Source organism: Mesorhizobium sp. ESP-6-2 (genome assembly GCF_020164675.1).
In the GTDB taxonomy this organism is placed as follows: Bacteria; Pseudomonadota; Alphaproteobacteria; order Rhizobiales; family Rhizobiaceae; genus Mesorhizobium.
The window spans coordinates 198896-215654 of sequence record NZ_JAIUGT010000004.1; the positions used below are offsets into that span (position 1 = coordinate 198896).

A 16759-nucleotide genomic window follows, 5' to 3' on the forward strand; every position below is an offset into this window, starting at 1 on the left:
CGGTCATTCGCCGCGATCCAGCCGGCCCTCGGCCGCCTTGTTGCGGTACTGCAGCGTAAGCAGCACCCCCTTGATCAGCCGGAGCGCCGTCAAGCACAGCACCAGCGCCAGCGGTATCCAGACCAGCAGATGCAGCCAGAGCGGCGGGCTCAGCGTCACTTCGACCCAAAGCGCTAGGCCGACGATGATGAAGCCGATGATCAGGATGACGAAAACCGCGGGCCCGTCGCCGGCATCGGCATAGGAATAATCAAGACCGCAATTGGTGCAGCGTTTGCCTACGGTGAGAAAGCCGGAAAACAGCCGCCCCTCGCCGCAGCGCGGGCAGCGTCCATGCAAGCCCGCCGAAATAGGGTCGATCGGAGGCCAGATCGCCTTGTCGTCGCTCATTGCTCACCGCTCAATCCCGATGGGTGCCCCATCGACCACCGCTGCCCAGGCTTCGTCCATGTCGGAGTCCGTAACGGCAATGCCGCCGTCGGTCCAGTCGACCAATTGAAGCAGCCGCCGAATCCGTTCGGCTGGCCGTGATCATGATCATGCCGCCGGCGTCGACGCTGCGCGCCTTCGCAACCGACCGGATTGCGTTGCGCCGAAAAGAAGAAGGCGGCCACGTCGCCGCAGCCGCCCCTTCAAAGTCATCAGACCGGTATCAGTGGGCTTCGATCACCGCGCCGACCGATCCCCAGACGTAGATCGAGGCGAACAGGAACAGCCAGACCACGTCGACGAAATGCCAGTACCACGCGGCAGCCTCGAAACCGAAATGCTGCTTGGGCGTGAAATCGCCTTTCATGGCCCGGATCAGGCAAACCAGCAGAAAGATGGTGCCGATGATGACATGGAAGCCGTGGAATCCGGTCGCCATGAAGAAGGTGGCGCCGTAGATGGAATCCTTGAAAGCGAACGGAGCGTGCATGTACTCGTAGGCCTGCACCATGGTGAACAGCATGCCGAGGCCGACGGTCAGCACCAAGCCGTTGATCAGGCCCTTGCGATCGCCGTGGATTAGGGAGTGGTGCGCCCAGGTGACCGTGGTGCCGGACAACAGCAGGATCACGGTGTTGTAGAGCGGCAGATGGAAAGGATCGAGAACCTCCATGCCCTTCGGCGGCCAGACGCCGCCGGTGAACGCGGTGCGGGCATATTGCTGGGCCTCGCTCGGAAACAGGCTGGCATCGAAATAGGCCCAGAACCAGGCGACGAAGAACATCACCTCGGAGGCGATGAACATGATCATGCCATAGCGCAGATGCAACGACACGACCCGCGTGTGATGGCCCTCATGCGCTTCCTTGATCGTGTCCGACCACCAGGCGAACATGGTGTAGAGGACGATCGCGAGGCCGATGAAGAACAGCCACGGATTGGCGATGTTGAAGCCGAAGATCGGGAACGAGCCGCCCTTCAGATATTCCATGAGGCAAACGCCGCCAAAGGCGGTGACGAGCGCCCCTATCGATCCGAGGAAAGGCCACGGGCTCGGGTCGACAAGATGATAGTCGTGATGTTTTGCGTGCGCGTCTGCCATATCAACCCCCGAGATTTCCTTCGGTATTTGAAATTGTCTTGCTGTTGCCCTGGACCGGCTCCGACGATGCGACCGGCTTGTTCTTCTCGACCGGGAACATCGTGTAGGACAGGGTGATCGTCTTCACGTCCTTCAGTTCCGGCACGTTGACGATATCGGGGTCCACGTAGAACAGGACCGGCATGTCAAGCGTTTCGCCAGGCTTCAGCGTCGTGTCGGTGAAGCAGAAGCATTCGACCTTGTTGAAATAGGGCCCCGCCAGTTCAGGCTGGACATTGAAGGTGGCGCGGCCGGTGATAGGGCGATCGAACTTGTTGGTCGCCTGATAGTGCGCCTGCACCGTCTCGCCGATCTTCATGGTCATCGAGCGCTGGACCGGCTGGAAATCCCACGGCACGCCGGCGATATTGGCGTCGAAGCGAACGGTGATCTCGCGATCGAGCACGCGGCCGGCATACTGCTTCTCGACGCGTTGCGTCGTGCCGCCATAGCCTGTCGCCTGGCAGAACATCTTGTACAGCGGCACCGCGGCATAGGCCATGCCGATCATGCCGGTGAAGAAGGCAAGGCAGACGGCCGCCACAAGGCGGTTGCTGTTGTGCCCGGCCGGTTTGGCGCTCGTGTCGACACCCATCTCCCGCCTCACATCGTGCCAGAGAGGTTATGACCGAACTTCACGATCGTCGCGATATAGAAGATAACGACCAGCACGGCCAAGGCTACGCCGATGGCGACCGAGCGGTTGCGCCGGGCCTTCCGCTGGCGTTCGGTCAAGGTGACCGTTTCGAGCTTGTCTTCGATCATGCTCATGCTCCACCCACCGCGAGTGCACGTTCGACGACGCTGTCGGCGAGATAGACGGCGAAGATGGCGAAGAGATAGAGCAGCGAATAGCCGAACAACGCCTTGGCTGGCTTCATCGCGCGATCGTCATCGGCCATGCCAAGCACTTTCCACGCATACCAGACAAAGCCGAGCCCGAGCAGCAGGGCAGCCACGCCATAGAACGGCGTGGTGTAGCCAAGCAGCCACGGCAGCACACCGACCGGGGCCAGCACCAGAGCATAGGCGAAGATCTGGCGGCGGGTCGACGCCGGGCCGGCGACATTGGGCATCATCGGGATGCCGGCGCGTTCATAATCCTGCGACTTGAACAGCGCCAGCGCCCAGAAATGCGGCGGCGTCCAGAGGAAGATGATGAGGAACAGGACGACGCTCTCCAGGCTGACCGTGCCGGTCACCGCGGCCCAGCCGATCACGGGCGGGATGGCGCCGGCGGCACCGCCAATGACGATGTTCTGCGGCGTCCAGCGCTTCAGCCACATCGTGTAGACGACGGCATAGAAGAAGATGGTGAAGGCCAGCAGCGCCGCCGACAGCCAGTTGACCAGCACGCCGAGCGTCATCACCGACAAAACCGAAAGCACCAACCCAAAGCTCAACGCCTCGTGGGGCTGGATGCGGCCGGCCGGCACGGGGCGGGTGGCAGTGCGTGTCATCACCGCGTCGATATCGGCATCGTACCACATGTTGAGCGCGCCGGAGGCACCAGCCCCGATGGCAATAGCCAGGATCGCGATCACCGCCAGCAGCGGATTGATGGTCACCGGCGCCGCGACCAGTCCGACAAAGGCGGTGAAAACCACCAGCGACATGACGCGCGGCTTCAGGAGGGCGAAGAAATCACCCGCCGTCGCTTCCGACATGCGGAAGCCCGCTTCGTCAATGCTGGTTTCGTCGACAAGGGCCATGCGTACTCAAATCCATATTCCGTTTGGCCGAAACCGCCGGCAGGCCGGCGGTTTCGATTCCGGGCTGCCGCCTTATTTGATCTTCGGCAGCTGCTCCCACTGGTGGAACGGCGGCGGCGAAGGCAGCTGCCATTCCAGCGTCGTTGCTCCCTCGCCCCATGGATTGGCGCCAGCGATCCGCTTCTTCTGGAAGGCTTCGAACACGCCATAGAGGAAGATCACCACGCCGACGGCCGAAATATACGAACCGTAGGACGACACCATGTTCCAGCCCGCAAACGCGTCCGGATAATCGATGGTGCGGCGCGGCATGCCGGCAAGGCCGAGGAAGTGCTGCGGGAAGAAGACAAGGTTGACGCCGACGAACATGACCCAGAAATGGGTGTTGGCGATGACAGGCGAATACATGTAGCCGGTCATCTTCGGGAACCAGTAGTACCAGCCGGCGAAGATGGCGAACACCGCCCCCAGCGACAGCACGTAATGGAAGTGCGCGATCACGAAATAGGTGTCGTGCAGCGACCGGTCGAGACCGGCATTGGCCAGCTGAACCCCGGTGACGCCACCGATCGTGAACAGGAAGATGAAGCCCAGCGCCCACAGCATCGGCGGCTTGAACGATATCGATCCGCCCCACATCGTCGCGATCCAGGAGAAGATCTTCACGCCCGTCGGCACCGCGATGACCATGGTGGCGAAGACGAAGTAGCGCTGCGTGTCGAGCGACAGGCCGGTCGTGTACATATGGTGCGCCCAGACGATGAAGCCGACCGCGCCGATCGCGACCATGGCGTAGGCCATGCCGAGGTAGCCGAACACCGGCTTGCGCGAGAAGGTCGAGACGATATGGCTGATGATGCCGAAGCCCGGCAGGATCAGAATATACACTTCCGGATGGCCGAAGAACCAGAACAGGTGCTGGAACAGCAGCGGATCGCCGCCGCCATCGGGAGCGAAAAAGGTCGTGCCGAAATTGCGGTCGGTAAGCAGCATGGTGATGCCGCCGGCAAGAACCGGAAGCGACAACAGCAGCAGGAATGCGGTGACCAGCACCGACCAGGCAAACAGCGGCATCTTGTGCAGCGTCATGCCTGGCGCGCGCATGTTGAAGATGGTGGTGATGAAGTTGATGGCGCCCAGGATCGAGGACGCGCCGGCGATGTGGATCGACAGGATCGCCAGATCCATGGCCGGACCGGGCTGACCGGAGGTCGAAAGCGGCGGATAGAGCGTCCAGCCGCCGCCGACGCCGTAGGCGCCGGGCGCGCTCGGCACGAACATCGAGATAAGCAGCAGGATGAAAGCCGGCGGCAGCAGCCAGAACGAGATGTTGTTCATGCGCGGGAACGCCATGTCCGGGGCGCCGATCATGATCGGCACCATCCAGTTGGCAAAACCGCCGATCAGGGCCGGCATGACCATGAAGAAGATCATGATCAGCGCGTGCGCCGTGGCGAAGGCGTTATACATGCTCTTGCCGCCGTCGATCGCGGCGTCACCGTTCATGCCGTAGACCATCTGCGCCAGACCGCTGAAGATCTGGATGCCAGGCTCCTGCAACTCCATGCGGATGGCGACCGACAGCGCGCCGCCGATGATGCCGGCCATGATCGCGAAGATCAGGTAGAGCGTACCGATGTCCTTGTGGTTGGTCGAATAAACCCAGCGCACCCAACCATGATAAGGCTTGTGGTCGTGCCCGTCGTGAGCTGCAGCGTCTGCCATGTTCCGCTCCGTTCCCTAAATCTTGCTAACCCGCGGCATCAGTTGCCGGCGGCCGCTACCTTGTTCTGGCCATCGACCTCGGCCATCAACGTCTTGTTGGCGCCGGGCAGATCGGTCTTGGCCGCAGCCAGCCAGGTCTTGAACTGCGCGTCGGAGACGACGCGGATGGCGATCGGCATGAAGGCATGGTCCTTGCCGCAAAGCTGCGAGCACTGGCCGTAATAGAGGCCTTCCTTCTCCGCCTTGAACCAGGTCTCGTTGGTGCGGCCGGGAATGGCATCGATCTTGATGCCGAAGGACGGCATGGCGAAGGAATGGATCACGTCGGTCGCGGTGACGAGCACCCGGGTCATCGTGTGGACGGGCACTACCATCTCGTTGTCGACGGCAAGCAGGCGCGGATAGACCTTGCGATCCTCCTTGCCTGCGGCGGCACGGTCGCCATCCTGGAGGATCGCCGAGTTGAACGAGAGCGTGTTGTCGGTCTGGTATTCGTAATCCCAGTTCCACTGGTTGCCCGTCGCCTTGACGGTGAGCTTGGCTTCCTCCGGCGGCGTGTACTGCGCGGTCAACAGCTGGAACGAGGGGATGGCGAGGCAGAGCAGGACGACGACGGGGCCGACAGTCCAGATCACCTCGATCAGCGTGTTGTGGCTGGTCTTGGACGGAACCGGGTTGGCGCTCGCGCGGAATTTCACGATGCAGTAGATCAGAAGCAGCAATACCAGGGCGGTGATCGGGATGATGAACCACATCGTGTAGTTTCCGAACCACTCGATCTGGCGCATCATGTCGGTTGCCGGCGCCTGGAAGGTCGTCTCCCACTCGACAGGCTGATCGGCATGGGCGGCCGTGCCGGCGAAAAACGTGGTAACGGCACAAGCGCTTAGGAACTTGGCACTTGCTGGAAACTTGGCGTTTGCCAGGAAATTTCTCATCGCCCTCTTCGTCTCCCAGTTCCTCGCGGCTGTGTCCACGAGAATAACGAACAATGCCGGGACGGGAATCCCGACTGTCTCAAGCTGGTTCAAACCATACTCTTTTTCCCTCCGCAAGAAAGGAGCGGAGGAAACCGTGCGGCATTTTTGCGCGCAAGCCGGAATGCATCTTTGAAGGCGGCGGCCGCCATGGCGAATCGACTATGTTCGACGGATCGGCTGCTTCCTGCCGGCCGGCGCGTCTGGCGTCGTAATTCGGGCGAAATTGGCTAGGAAAAGCGCCGCATTGGCACTTTCGTGGCGACTCGGCCGCTGTCTCGTCCTTTACTTGGCTTTGGCGCGGCTTAAAGTGCCGTGATTCGCAATGGAGCCGTCATGAACTCTTGGCTGTCGGGATTTGGGCTTTCGAGCCCCTTGGCGAAGGTCATCTTTCTCACCGCCTTGTCCGTCGCCGGCTTGTCGGCCGCCGGCCAGGCCAACGCGGCCCAGCCGAGCGGCACGGTGCGCTCGACGCATGGCGCGTGGTCGATCATCTGCGACACGCCGGCCGGCGCCACATCAGAGCAATGCGTGATGATGCAGAACGTCGTCGCCGAGGACCGTCCCGAGATGGGGCTGTCGGTCGTGGTGCTGCGCACCGCCGACAACAAGGCGGAGATCCTGCGTGTGCTGGCGCCGCTCGGCGTGCTCTTGCCCAACGGGCTCGGCCTCAATGTCGACGGCAAGGATATCGGCCGCGCCTATTTCGTGCGCTGCTTCCAGGACGGCTGCTACGCCGAGGTCATTCTCGAGAAGCCGCTGCTCGATACGCTGAAGACCGGCACGTCAGCCACCTTCATCGTCTTCCAGACGCCGGAAGAAGGCATCGGCATCCCGGTGGACCTCAAGGGTTTTGCCGACGGATTTGCGGCCCTGCCGTAGACTCCCGCGCCTCGACCCTGGATCTGGCGATCAGCGACAGGTTTTCCGGACCTGGGATAGACGGGGTGCCGGCGCCCGGCATTTGCATGACGATTGGCGATTGTCTGGGCGCGGCTTCGCGCCTACATCCCGGATATAACCATTCATCCACGGACATACGCCATGAACAGTCTTATCGGCCAATTCGATATTTCCGACGATCGCGTCAAGGAGATCGTCGCAGAGACCATCAACGGCGCCGACGATGGCGAGTTGTTCGTCGAATACAGCGAGAGCGAAGCGCTGATGTTCGACAACGGTCGGCTGAAGACAGCCAATTTCAACACCGACCAGGGTTTCGGCCTGCGCGCGGTTGCCGGCGAAGCCAGTGGCTATGCCCACTCCAGCGACCTGTCCGAGGCCTCGCTGCGACGCGCGGCTGACGCCGTCTCGACCGTCAAGGGCGGCTATTCCGGAACGCTTGCCGCCGCGCCCGCCCGCACCAACCGCCATCTCTATGGCGATGAGAACCCGATCCCCTCGCCTTCCTTCGAGGCCAAGGCGAAGCTGTTGCAGGAAATCGACGCTTGGCTGCGTGCCGAGGATCCGCGCGTGCGCCAGGTCTCGGCATCGCTGACCTCGTCATGGCAGCATGTCGAGATCGTGCGTGCCGACGGGCAGGTGGTGCGTGACATCCGGCCGCTGGTCAGGGTGAACGTGTCCGTGGTGGTCGGCGACGGCGACCGCCAGGAAAGCGGCTCCTACGGCATGGGCGGACGCAAGGCGTTCGGTGACTTCCTCGTCGAGGACAGCTGGAAGCATGCCGCCAAGGAGGCGCTGCGTCAGGCGCTGGTCAATCTCGAAGCCGTACCGGCGCCGGCCGGCACTTTCGACATCGTGCTCTCCAGCGGCTGGCCCGGCGTCATGCTGCACGAAGCCGTCGGCCACGGGCTGGAAGGCGACTTCAACCGCAAGAAAACTTCAGCTTTCGCCGGACTGATGGGCCAGCAGGTGGCGGCAAAGGGCGTCACCGTCGTCGATGACGGCACGATCGCGGAACGACGCGGGTCGCTCACCGTCGACGATGAAGGCACGCCTTCGGCGCGCAACGTGCTGATCGAGGACGGCAAGCTGGTCGGTTACATGCAGGACCGCCAGAACGCCCGGCTGATGGGCATGCGAGCCACCGGCAACGGAAGGCGCGAGGGCTACGCGCACCAGCCGATGCCGCGCATGACCAACACCTACATGACATCGGGGGACATGGAGCCGGACGAGATCATCGCCTCGGTCAGGAACGGCATCTATGCCGTCTCCTTCGGCGGCGGCCAGGTCGACATCACGTCGGGAAAATTCGTGTTCGGCTGCACCGAAGCCTATATGATCGAGAACGGCAAGGTGACGCAGCCGATCAAGGGCGCCATGCTGATCGGCAACGGACCCGACGCCATGCACCGCGTTTCGATGATCGGCAACGACATGAAGCTCGACAATGGCATCGGCATGTGCGGCAAGGCCGGACAGGGCGTGCCGGTCGGCGTCGGCCAGCCGCACCTCAGGATGGACCAGATGACGGTCGGCGGCACCCGGGTTTGAAGCCGCCTCGTGGGCAGTCTGCTAGGTCTTGCTCACAGACCGGCGCGACGTAGCGTACAGGATCAGGAAACCGACAACGCCACCGATCGCGTACTGGGTCCTGCACTCAGGTAGTCGACGGTTGCATCGTGGCCGGAGACATAGAGCGCAGCGCCGACAAACGTCATGACCGCGACGCCAAGCGCATAGGATGGCACCAGCCCCATACGCGTGAATTTTCTCAAGATCCAAGCGAGCACCGCACCGGTGAGCGCCATGATGAGAGCCGAGCCAAAAATCTCGGCAACAAGTCCCGATGAAATCATCTTCTCCCCCTATCCCAATTTGGATTATGCCTTTTTTCGAGGGCAGATTCAACTGCAGTGGCGATGATCCACAACTTTAGCGATAAACCTGGCCGGGATTTCGGGGGCAGACTGCATGACGCAGCCAGTCTCGCTGAGCAGGGCTAAGCGCCTAGCGTCTTTTCCGCGGCTTCTCCAGCAAGGCAACAGCCTCGACATGGGGCGACCACAGAAACTGGTCGATCGGCGTCACGCTTTTCACCGCGTAGCCGCCGTCGATGAGGATGCGCAAATCCCGCGCGAGCGTCACCGGGTTGCAGGAGACCGCGGCAACGAATGGAACATCCGAGCGGGCGATCTGCTTCGACTGATCCTCGGCGCCCGCGCGGGGCGGATCGAAGACAACGCCATCAAAGGCGTTCAACTCCTTGAACGTCAGCGGACGGCGGAACAGATCTCGGCGCTCGCCGGTCACGCGTTTCAGGCCGGTGGCGAAGCGTGAACCCCGATCGAGCGCCGAAAGCGCGGCCGCATCGCCTTCCACCGCATGCACTTCCGATCTCGCGGCCAACCGCAGGGCGAAGCTGCCGCAGCCGGCGAAGAGATCGGCAATTTTTTTGGCACGTTTCAAATGTCCGCCGACGATATCGGCCATGGTCCGTTCGGCTGCCTCCGTTGCCTGCAGGAAGGCGCCCGGCGGCACCGCGACGGCAACGCTGCCGAACATGACGACAGGCTTCTTCGGCTCGATGATGATCTCGTCATCGATGGACAGTCTGGCAAAGCCCTGCGCAATGACAAAATTGGAAGCGACGCGTCGCTGGTTTTCGCCGAGCTTGCCCGATTCATGCACCGCCACGTCGAGGCCGGAACCCGTCACGGTGACCGCCATCCGGAACGATTTCGGGGTGGCGCAGATCAATTCGGCGAGCGCCCTCAAGCCGTCGAGCGCGCCGACGATCCCGGGCAGCGAGATCGGGCATTCGGAGATGGAAATGGTTTCCGGCGACAGATGGCGGTTGAAGCCGAGCAGCATGCCTGTTTCGGTGCGCCTGGCGGCGAGCACGACGCGGCGGCGCGTGTGCGGCGCGCAGGCAACCAGACCGCCTATTTCGCAATCGATGCCCCTCAGCGCATGCACGACCTTCTCGCGCTTCCACTGCTGATAGGCTTGCGCCTCCAGATGCTGGAGGGCGCAGCCGCCGCACTCGCCGAAATGGCGGCAGGCGGGTTCGATGCGCAGGGGCGAGGCCTCGATCAGCGCCATCAGCGCGGCGCGATCCCTTTCGCGCGCGGCGGTGACGGTTTCGCCCGGCAGCGTGAACGGGATGAAGACCTCTCCGGTCTCGGTCTCGGCGACGCCGTCACCCTGCGCGCCGAGCTTGCCGATGGTGAAGCGTGCGCTCATCGGTCCTTGACCCCGCCGAGCAGGAATTCGCGATTGCCGTCGCTCCCTTCGATCGGCGACGGATGCAGGCCGAGCGCGCGCCAGCCTGGAACGGCGTCCAGCCAGTCTCTGAGCAGATGCGCCACGTCGGCGACGCCACGGGAATCTTTCAGCAAACCGCCCTTGCCGATCGCTTCGCGGCCTGCTTCAAATTGCGGCTTGACCAGAAAGACCGCGGCGGCACCAGGCTTCGCAACGGCGAGCGCGGGCGGCAATGCCAGCTTCAGGGAAATGAAACTGACGTCGGAGACGACGAAGTGCGGATCGCGGCCGCCAAGATCGGCGGCCGAGAGATCGCGGGCGTTCAGCCCTTCGATGACCGTCACGCGCGCGTCATTGCCGATATCGGGATGCATCTGGCCGTGACCGACATCGATCGCCGTGACATGGGTCGCGCCGCGTTCGAGCAGCACTTGGGTGAATCCGCCGGTCGAGGCGCCGATATCGAGCGCCTCGCGGCCGGCAGGGTCGAGGCCGAAATGGTCGAGCCCGGCGATCAGTTTCAACGCCGCGCGCGAGACATAGCCCTGGGCCGGATCATCGACGACAACAAGGCATTGCGGAGAAACGTTCTGACCAGGCTTGCGGGCAATGGCGCCATCGACCGTCACCGTGCCGCGCTCGACGGCGTCGCGGGCACGTGAGCGGCTGGCAAACAGCCCGCGCTGGACGAGCAGGTCGTCGAGCCGCTGGCGGGTGCTGGCTGGCAGGGGCGAGTTCATCGGCCTTCATGGCGAATGCGCGCTGCGAAGGCAAGGACATTGGGCGGGGAACAAGAAACATCATCGCAAGCATGGGGGGCGTCAGGCCGCTACGCGGCTTGCGAGCGTCGCGGCGGGCCGGCACAATGGGGTTGCTGTCTATACGGGGAAGTCGAAAGTGCTGACCGGAACCTGTCACTGTGGCGCGACGCACTGGACGCTGGAAGGCGATCCTGGGTCGATCACAGCCTGCAACTGCACGCTTTGTCGCCGCTACGGCGTGCTCTGGGCCTACGACTATGTCGATGAACGGATCCGCGTCGCGGGGCCGACGAGAAGCTACAGGCGCACCGAAAAGGGCACGCCTTCGCTGGAAATCCTGTTTTGCCCGGCCTGTGCCTGCGTGCTGGCCTGGCGCGGATTGCGCGCCGATGCTTTCGGTCGAACACGCATCGCCGTCAATGTGCGGCTGGCGCCGCCGGAGGCCGTCGCCGATCTGCCGATCGACCATTTCGACGGTCTCGATGCCTATGACGATCTTCCACGCGACGGCCGTTGCGTGCGCGACATGTGGTTTTAGCAATGGCTGGGCTAAAATGTGGCGCGCGGCACCTGGCGCTCGACGGCGGGAGACAGGCCGTCATCCCCGTTGCCTGACGCCTGCTCACGTGAATGCTCGACCGGGACAGCCGGCACTGGCGCGGCGTCCGGCACCAGTTGCGGCACCTGCTTGTAGGAAAAGCCGCCCCTGATATCGCCCATCTTGCCGGCGACTATACCCGCGGCCGCCCTTTCGAGATTACGGTCGTATCGCGTCTCTGCGGCAGCCGGTACGACCATCACGGCTAAAACGGCCGTGCCGTACAGAAACGTCCTCATTCCAATTGTCTCCCTGCCTGATGCGGATCTAGCAGGGCGCCGTTCAAAAATGACCAAGAGACACGGTAATCAAACCGCCAAACAGCAGCGTAAACAATGTGTTATTACAAATAGCCGACAAACCGATCCAGAGGTTTGAGACTTTGATTCAGGCGCGCTGGGCGCGGACCGCCTGCCCGAGGGCGGTGAAAACCGTATGGACGATGCCGGCGGCATCGAGACCGGCATCGGCATACATCTTTTCCGGCTTGGCGTGGTCGGCAAACACGTCCGGCAGCACAAGCGGGCGCACTTTCAGGCCGCTTTCCAGCAGGCCCTCATGGGCGAGGAACTGCAAAACGTGACTGGCGAAGCCGCCGATGGCGCCCTCCTCCACCGTGACCAGAACCTCATGCGAGCGGGCCAGCCGGCGGATCAGGTCCACATCGAGCGGCTTGGCGAAGCGGGCATCGGCGACGGTGGTCGAAAGCCCGGCCGCGCCCAGTTCCTCGGCCGCGACCAAGCAATCCTGCAAGCGCGTGCCGAAGGACAGGAGCGCCACCTTGCTGCCTTCCCTGACGATGCGGCCCTTGCCGATTTCGAGCACCGAGCCGCGATCGGGCATGTCGACGCCGACGCCATTGCCGCGCGGATAGCGGAAGGCGATCGGGCCGTCATCGTAGGTTGCCGCCGTGCGCACCATGTGGCGCAGTTCCGCCTCGTCGGCCGCCGCCATGACGACGAAGCCCGGCAGGGAGGCCAGGAAGGTGGTGTCGAAGGCGCCGCAATGGGTGGCGCCGTCGGCGCCGACGAAGCCGGCGCGATCGATCGGGAAGCGCACCGACAATTTCTGGATCGCCACGTCGTGCACGACCTGGTCGTAGGCACGTTGCAAGAAGGTGGAATAGATCGCCGCGAACGGCTTGTAGCCTTCGGTGGCGAGGCCGGCCGCGAACGTCACCGCATGCTGCTCGGCGATGCCTACATCGAAGGTCCTGGCCGGAAACACTTCGCCGAACAGGTCAAGCCCGGTGCCGCCCGGCATGGCGGCGGTGACGGCGACGATGCGCTCGTCCTCCTGGGCCTCCCGGATCAGGCTTTCGGCGAACACCTTGGTGTAAGCCGGCGCGTTGGCCGGAGCCTTGGCCTGCGCGCCGGTGATCACGTCGAACTTGTTGACGCCGTGATATTTGTCGGCCGCGGCCTCCGCCGGCGCGTAGCCCTTGCCCTTCTGGGTGACGACATGGATCAGCACCGGGCCCTTGCCATTATCACGGACATTTTTCAGCACCGGGATCAGATGGTCCAGATTATGACCGTCGATCGGGCCGATGTGGTAGAAGCCGAGCTCCTCGAATAGCGTGCCGCCGGTCACGTAGCCGCGCGCGTGCTCGACGGCCCTGGTGATGGCGCGATCGGCACGCTTGCCAAGATACGAGGTCAGTTTCTTGCCGAAGTCACGCAGGCCGACATAGGCCTTGCCAGAGGCCAGGCGCGCCAGATAGGCGCTCATGGCGCCGGTCGGCGGCGCAATCGACATGTCGTTGTCGTTGAGAATGACGATCAGGCGGGCATCGAGCGCGCCGGCATTGTTCATCGCCTCGTAGGCCATGCCGGCCGACATGGCGCCGTCGCCGATGACGGCGATGACATTGTTGCGGCCGCCGGCAAGATCGCGGGCCGCCGCCATGCCCAGGCCGGCCGATATCGACGTCGAGGAGTGGGCGGCGCCAAACGGATCGTATTCGCTCTCTGTGCGGCGGGTGAAGCCGGAGAGGCCGCCCTCCTGGCGCAAGGTGCGGATGCGATCGCGGCGCCCGGTCAGGATCTTGTGCGGATAGGCCTGGTGGCCAACATCCCAGATCAGCCGGTCATCGGGCGTGTTGAAGACATAATGCAGCGCCACGGTCAGTTCGACAACGCCAAGCCCGGCGCCGAGATGACCGCCGGTGTGCGACACCGCGTCGATCAGTTCGAGGCGAAGCTCCGATGCCAGTTGCGGCAATTCGCTTTCGGAAAGCGTGCGCAGCTCGGCCGGGATGCGGACCTTGTCGAGAAGCGGCGTATGCGGCGTTGCGTTCACGGGTAGGCCCAGGCTTCTGTTCATGCGGGGGATAGGCCGCCGTCAGGCGAAAGTAAATGCCTGTCAAATGACGCGGAAGGCACGGCCCTGTCGTCGATTTCCTCAGCCTTCCGGCAGTGGAATGAACTCTTTCTCATCGCCGGGAACGATGTCGAAGCGGCCGGTCTTCCATTCTTGCTTGGCCTGTTCGATGCGCTCCTTGGAGGACGAGACGAAATTCCACCAGATGTAGCGCTTCGAGCCCAGCGAGGCGCCGCCGAACAGCATGAAATGGGCACCGGCCTGTGAGGCTACGACGATCTCGTCGCCGGGCCGGAACACCAGCAGCCGTTCGGCCGGAAACACGTCGCCGGAAATCGAGACCTCGCCTTCCAGCGTGTAGATGGCGCGTTCTTCCGCGTCGGCCGGGATTTTGACGCTGGCGCCCGGCGCCAGCCTGAGGTCAGCGTAAAGCGTCTCGGAATCGGCCCGCACCGGGGAACGCAGCCCCTGGAAATCGCCGATGACGACGCGGCCACCGACGCCTTCCGCGTCAATGTCGGGAAGCCGCGCGACAGCGGTGTTCTCGAACACCGGCGCCACTTCCTCCTTGCCGTCCGGCAGCGCCAGCCATGTCTGCAGGCCCGAGACCGACATCGGCGCGCCACGCAGTTCTTCCGGCGTGCGCTCCGAATGGACGATGCCGCGGCCGGCGGTCATCAGGTTCACGTCACCCGGCTCGATCACCATTTCGGTGCCGAGCGAATCGCGATGCCTGATCCTGCCATCGAACAGGTAGGTGACCGTCGACAGGCCGATATGCGGATGCGGCCGGACGTCGAGCGCCTGACCGGCGCGCAGGATGGCAGGCCCCATGCGGTCGAAGAAGATGAAGGGACCGACCAGCCGCCTTCTGGCGGTCGGCAAGGCACGGCGAACCTGAAAACCGCCAATGTCCTTGGCGTTCGGAATGACCATCAATTCGATCTGGTCGCTGGCAAAGGCGTCGCCTATTTCGGGGTCCTTCCCGGGGAAGAAGCTCATGAACTCTCCTTGTCAGCGGTCGATGGCTGCTTTGGGCAGATCAGGCAAAGCGGATCGCCGCCTTCGCCCGCAGCTTGGCCGCAACCTCCTCGCGATTGCGCGGATGCTGGTTGGTTTCAAGCGAATCGAGAAGCTCGCGCGCCGACGCCGCGATAGCCTCGACGGCATGGTCGAAGGCATGCTGGTTCTGCTTCGAGGGCCGCGTCGTTCCGCTCAGCTTGCGGACGAACTGAAGGGCTGCATCGCGCACCTCGTCATCGGTTGCCGGCGGATCAAAATTGAACAGGGTCTTGATGTTTCTGCACATCGCTTCCGTATCTCCTCTTGTCCTGGAGCCGTTTCAATCGGGACGCGTTCTATCCTCAATCATGATCGTGTCAAAAACCAGAGAGACGGCTGCATGCCTCAATCCGCGTCCAGCGGCTCCGTCCCGATCGGCTTGCCGTCGCGGGACAGCCTGATCTTCTCCACCTTGTCCTCGGCCGCCTTGAGCAGCCGGTCGCAATGCACCTTCAGCGCCTCGCCGCGCTCGTAGATCCTGATCGACTGGTCGAGCGGCACATCGCCACGCTCCAGATCATCGACGATCTTCTCCAGCGCGTCGAGAGCCTGTTCGAAGCTCATCGCCTTGACGTCTTCGTTGGTTTCACCAGCCATCATTCATCCTTTCATCAGTCGCCCGACATGGGCGGCGACCGAAAATGCCAATCCTTGCAGATCGTAGCCGCCCTCGAGCAGGCTGACGAGCCGGTTGCCGCTGTGGCGCGCCGCGCGCTGCATGAGTTGGCCGGTGGCCCAGTCGAAATCATCCTCGGTCAGGTTGATCTCGGCCAGTGGGTCGCGATGATGCGCGTCGAAGCCGGCCGAAATAATGATCAGGTCGGGTGCAAAATTGTCGAGCGAGGGCAGCACGCGCGACAGGAAGGCGTCGCGGAACGCCTCGCTGCCGGTCTGCGGCGCAAGCGGCGCGTTGATGATGTTGCCGGCGCCGGTTTCGTTCTTTGCTCCGGTGCCCGGGTAGAGCGGCATCTGGTGGGTCGAACAATAAAGCACGGACGGATCGTCCCAGAAAATATCCTGCGTGCCGTTGCCGTGATGCACGTCCCAGTCGACGATGGCGACACGTTCGATATCGTGTTTGCGCTGTGCATAACGTGCGGCGATGGCCGCCGTGTTGAACAGGCAGAAGCCCATTGCCGTCGCTTTCTCCGCATGATGGCCGGGCGGCCGGGCGGCGACGAAAACGTTGTCTGCCCTGCCGGCAAAGACGTCGTCGACGGCGGCATTGGCGGCGCCGATCGCGGTGATCGCCGCTTGCCAGCTCTTCGGGCTGGCCGTTGTGTCGGCATCGATGCGGGCGATGCCCGTCTCGGGAATGGCGGCGCGTACCCGCTCGACGAAATCCCCGGGATGCGCATAGAGAATGGTGGCCTCGTCGCCTTGTGGCGCCTCGAGGCGGTCGAGCGCGGCAAAAGCCTCCTCGTCGAGCACGCGCTCGATGGCGCGCAAGCGGTCCGGCCGCTCCGGATGGCCGGGTGGCGTGATGTGCTCGAGGAAGATCGGATGGGTGTAGAGACGAGTGGCCATGCTCCCTATCTAGTGCCCCGGCGCGGCGATGGCCATGCGTTGCGGCCTGATGGCTGGGGAAAATCGCGCCTGCGTCCATTCGCGTCGCCGCGGGCGATTGGCGGCGCGGAGGCTTCGTCGTAAAGTCCCGGCCACTGCCTGGTGCCCGCCGCGAGCGGGAGAATCGGGAACACGGTTTGATACCGTGGCGTGCCCAACGCTGTAAGGGGGACCGCGCCGGTAAATGCCACTGTCGATGACGGGAAGGCGCCGGATGCGGGTTGATCCCGAGCCAGAAGACCGGCCTGGCAGGCATCGTCATCCGCATGGTCAGGCGGACGGCAGTTGATTGCAAT

Annotated in this window: 19 protein-coding genes and 1 riboswitch; of the genes, 3 read left to right on the forward strand and 16 right to left on the reverse strand. The window is 63.4% G+C overall.

Annotated features, from left to right (window positions below; all coding sequences use genetic code 11):
* Positions 1–3: 3 nt before the first annotated feature.
* The 7 genes from LB532_RS13425 to coxB all read right to left on the reverse strand — a co-directional run bounded on the left by LB532_RS13425 (position 4) and on the right by coxB (position 5945).
* The gene (locus LB532_RS13425) at positions 4–390 is read right to left on the reverse strand and encodes a DUF983 domain-containing protein (RefSeq protein WP_140494962.1); all 387 of its coding nucleotides are present in this window, start codon (positions 388–390) and stop codon (positions 4–6) included.
* Positions 391–652: 262 nt separating this feature from the next.
* Positions 653–1531: a cytochrome c oxidase subunit 3 gene (locus LB532_RS13430; RefSeq protein WP_140638664.1), complete on the reverse strand. Its 879-nt coding sequence runs from the start codon at positions 1529–1531 to the stop codon at positions 653–655.
* 1 nt (position 1532) lies between these two features.
* Entirely contained in the window at positions 1533–2165 is a 633-nt protein-coding gene (locus LB532_RS13435; RefSeq protein ID WP_140514826.1) for a cytochrome c oxidase assembly protein, read from the reverse strand.
* 8 nt (positions 2166–2173) lie between these two features.
* Positions 2174–2335, reverse strand: a complete 162-nt coding sequence (locus tag LB532_RS13440; RefSeq protein WP_140494968.1) for a hypothetical protein — start codon at positions 2333–2335, stop codon at positions 2174–2176.
* 2 nt (positions 2336–2337) lie between these two features.
* On the reverse strand, positions 2338–3282 hold the full coding sequence (locus LB532_RS13445) for a heme o synthase (RefSeq protein WP_140551041.1): 945 nt from the start codon (positions 3280–3282) through the stop codon (positions 2338–2340).
* 72 nt (positions 3283–3354) lie between these two features.
* Positions 3355–5007, reverse strand: a complete 1653-nt coding sequence (gene ctaD / locus LB532_RS13450; protein ID WP_140494972.1) for a cytochrome c oxidase subunit I — start codon at positions 5005–5007, stop codon at positions 3355–3357.
* A 38-nt stretch (positions 5008–5045) separates the two neighbouring features.
* The gene (gene coxB / locus LB532_RS13455; protein WP_140638663.1) at positions 5046–5945 is read right to left on the reverse strand and encodes a cytochrome c oxidase subunit II; all 900 of its coding nucleotides are present in this window, start codon (positions 5943–5945) and stop codon (positions 5046–5048) included.
* 375 nt (positions 5946–6320) lie between these two features.
* On the opposite strand from coxB, the gene LB532_RS13460 reads away from it, so the two are divergent.
* Positions 6321–6866 (forward strand): invasion associated locus B family protein, encoded by a 546-nt coding sequence (locus LB532_RS13460; protein ID WP_140638662.1) that lies wholly within the window; start codon positions 6321–6323, stop codon positions 6864–6866.
* Between the two features lie 162 nt (positions 6867–7028).
* Positions 7029–8441, forward strand: coding sequence for a metalloprotease TldD (gene tldD, locus LB532_RS13465; protein ID WP_140638661.1), 1413 nt, complete (start codon positions 7029–7031; stop codon positions 8439–8441).
* 62 nt (positions 8442–8503) lie between these two features.
* On the opposite strand, the gene LB532_RS13470 is transcribed toward tldD, so the two are convergent.
* The 3 genes from LB532_RS13470 to LB532_RS13480 all read right to left on the reverse strand — a co-directional run bounded on the left by LB532_RS13470 (position 8504) and on the right by LB532_RS13480 (position 10894).
* Positions 8504–8746 (reverse strand): hypothetical protein, encoded by a 243-nt coding sequence (locus tag LB532_RS13470; protein ID WP_224556883.1) that lies wholly within the window; start codon positions 8744–8746, stop codon positions 8504–8506.
* A 151-nt stretch (positions 8747–8897) separates the two neighbouring features.
* Positions 8898–10133 (reverse strand): class I SAM-dependent RNA methyltransferase, encoded by a 1236-nt coding sequence (locus tag LB532_RS13475; protein WP_140638660.1) that lies wholly within the window; start codon positions 10131–10133, stop codon positions 8898–8900.
* On the reverse strand, positions 10130–10894 hold the full coding sequence (locus LB532_RS13480; protein ID WP_140638659.1) for a TlyA family RNA methyltransferase: 765 nt from the start codon (positions 10892–10894) through the stop codon (positions 10130–10132). Before LB532_RS13480 ends, LB532_RS13475 begins: the two co-directional genes overlap by 4 nt.
* A 157-nt stretch (positions 10895–11051) precedes the next feature.
* Here LB532_RS13480 and LB532_RS13485 point away from each other — a divergent pair, with 157 nt between their 5' ends.
* Positions 11052–11453, forward strand: coding sequence for a GFA family protein (locus LB532_RS13485; protein WP_140638658.1), 402 nt, complete (start codon positions 11052–11054; stop codon positions 11451–11453).
* Positions 11454–11464: 11 nt separating this feature from the next.
* Here LB532_RS13485 and LB532_RS13490 read toward each other — a convergent pair whose 3' ends face one another.
* The 6 genes from LB532_RS13490 to LB532_RS13515 all read right to left on the reverse strand — a co-directional run bounded on the left by LB532_RS13490 (position 11465) and on the right by LB532_RS13515 (position 16424).
* Entirely contained in the window at positions 11465–11752 is a 288-nt protein-coding gene (locus LB532_RS13490) for a hypothetical protein (RefSeq protein WP_140638657.1), read from the reverse strand.
* A 148-nt stretch (positions 11753–11900) separates the two neighbouring features.
* Positions 11901–13838, reverse strand: a complete 1938-nt coding sequence (gene dxs / locus LB532_RS13495) for a 1-deoxy-D-xylulose-5-phosphate synthase (protein ID WP_181169305.1) — start codon at positions 13836–13838, stop codon at positions 11901–11903.
* Positions 13839–13916: 78 nt separating this feature from the next.
* Positions 13917–14837: a pirin family protein gene (locus LB532_RS13500; protein WP_140638656.1), complete on the reverse strand. Its 921-nt coding sequence runs from the start codon at positions 14835–14837 to the stop codon at positions 13917–13919.
* 40 nt (positions 14838–14877) lie between these two features.
* Positions 14878–15144, reverse strand: coding sequence for a DUF2277 domain-containing protein (locus LB532_RS13505; RefSeq protein ID WP_140551052.1), 267 nt, complete (start codon positions 15142–15144; stop codon positions 14878–14880).
* A gap of 98 nt (positions 15145–15242) precedes the next feature.
* Positions 15243–15494: an exodeoxyribonuclease VII small subunit gene (locus tag LB532_RS13510; RefSeq protein ID WP_140638655.1), complete on the reverse strand. Its 252-nt coding sequence runs from the start codon at positions 15492–15494 to the stop codon at positions 15243–15245.
* 3 nt (positions 15495–15497) lie between these two features.
* Complete coding sequence (locus LB532_RS13515; RefSeq protein ID WP_140638654.1) at positions 15498–16424, reverse strand: histone deacetylase family protein; 927 nt, start codon at positions 16422–16424, stop codon at positions 15498–15500.
* 122 nt (positions 16425–16546) lie between these two features.
* Positions 16547–16727: riboswitch (cobalamin riboswitch) on the forward strand.
* The last annotated feature ends 32 nt before the right edge of the window (positions 16728–16759 follow it).

Excerpts from the sequence above, each read along its gene's own strand:
- ctaD (WP_140494972.1), bottom strand. The coding sequence starts at position 5,007 with ATGGCAGACGCTGCAGCTCACGACGGGCACGACCACAAGCCTTATCAT.
- LB532_RS13425 (WP_140494962.1), bottom strand. The coding sequence starts at position 390 with ATGAGCGACGACAAGGCGATCTGGCCTCCGATCGACCCTATTTCGGCG.
- dxs (WP_181169305.1), bottom strand. The coding sequence starts at position 13,838 with ATGAACAGAAGCCTGGGCCTACCCGTGAACGCAACGCCGCATACGCCG.
- tldD (WP_140638661.1), top strand. The coding sequence starts at position 7,029 with ATGAACAGTCTTATCGGCCAATTCGATATTTCCGACGATCGCGTCAAG.
- LB532_RS13470 (WP_224556883.1), bottom strand. The coding sequence starts at position 8,746 with ATGATTTCATCGGGACTTGTTGCCGAGATTTTTGGCTCGGCTCTCATC.
- LB532_RS13510 (WP_140638655.1), bottom strand. The coding sequence starts at position 15,494 with ATGGCTGGTGAAACCAACGAAGACGTCAAGGCGATGAGCTTCGAACAG.
- LB532_RS13505 (WP_140551052.1), bottom strand. The coding sequence starts at position 15,144 with ATGTGCAGAAACATCAAGACCCTGTTCAATTTTGATCCGCCGGCAACC.
- LB532_RS13475 (WP_140638660.1), bottom strand. The coding sequence starts at position 10,133 with ATGAGCGCACGCTTCACCATCGGCAAGCTCGGCGCGCAGGGTGACGGC.
- coxB (WP_140638663.1), bottom strand. The coding sequence starts at position 5,945 with ATGAGAAATTTCCTGGCAAACGCCAAGTTTCCAGCAAGTGCCAAGTTC.
- LB532_RS13500 (WP_140638656.1), bottom strand. The coding sequence starts at position 14,837 with ATGAGCTTCTTCCCCGGGAAGGACCCCGAAATAGGCGACGCCTTTGCC.
- LB532_RS13430 (WP_140638664.1), bottom strand. The coding sequence starts at position 1,531 with ATGGCAGACGCGCACGCAAAACATCACGACTATCATCTTGTCGACCCG.
- LB532_RS13515 (WP_140638654.1), bottom strand. The coding sequence starts at position 16,424 with ATGGCCACTCGTCTCTACACCCATCCGATCTTCCTCGAGCACATCACG.
- LB532_RS13480 (WP_140638659.1), bottom strand. The coding sequence starts at position 10,894 with ATGAACTCGCCCCTGCCAGCCAGCACCCGCCAGCGGCTCGACGACCTG.
- LB532_RS13440 (WP_140494968.1), bottom strand. The coding sequence starts at position 2,335 with ATGATCGAAGACAAGCTCGAAACGGTCACCTTGACCGAACGCCAGCGG.
- LB532_RS13460 (WP_140638662.1), top strand. The coding sequence starts at position 6,321 with ATGAACTCTTGGCTGTCGGGATTTGGGCTTTCGAGCCCCTTGGCGAAG.
- LB532_RS13445 (WP_140551041.1), bottom strand. The coding sequence starts at position 3,282 with ATGGCCCTTGTCGACGAAACCAGCATTGACGAAGCGGGCTTCCGCATG.
- LB532_RS13435 (WP_140514826.1), bottom strand. The coding sequence starts at position 2,165 with ATGGGTGTCGACACGAGCGCCAAACCGGCCGGGCACAACAGCAACCGC.
- LB532_RS13490 (WP_140638657.1), bottom strand. The coding sequence starts at position 11,752 with ATGAGGACGTTTCTGTACGGCACGGCCGTTTTAGCCGTGATGGTCGTA.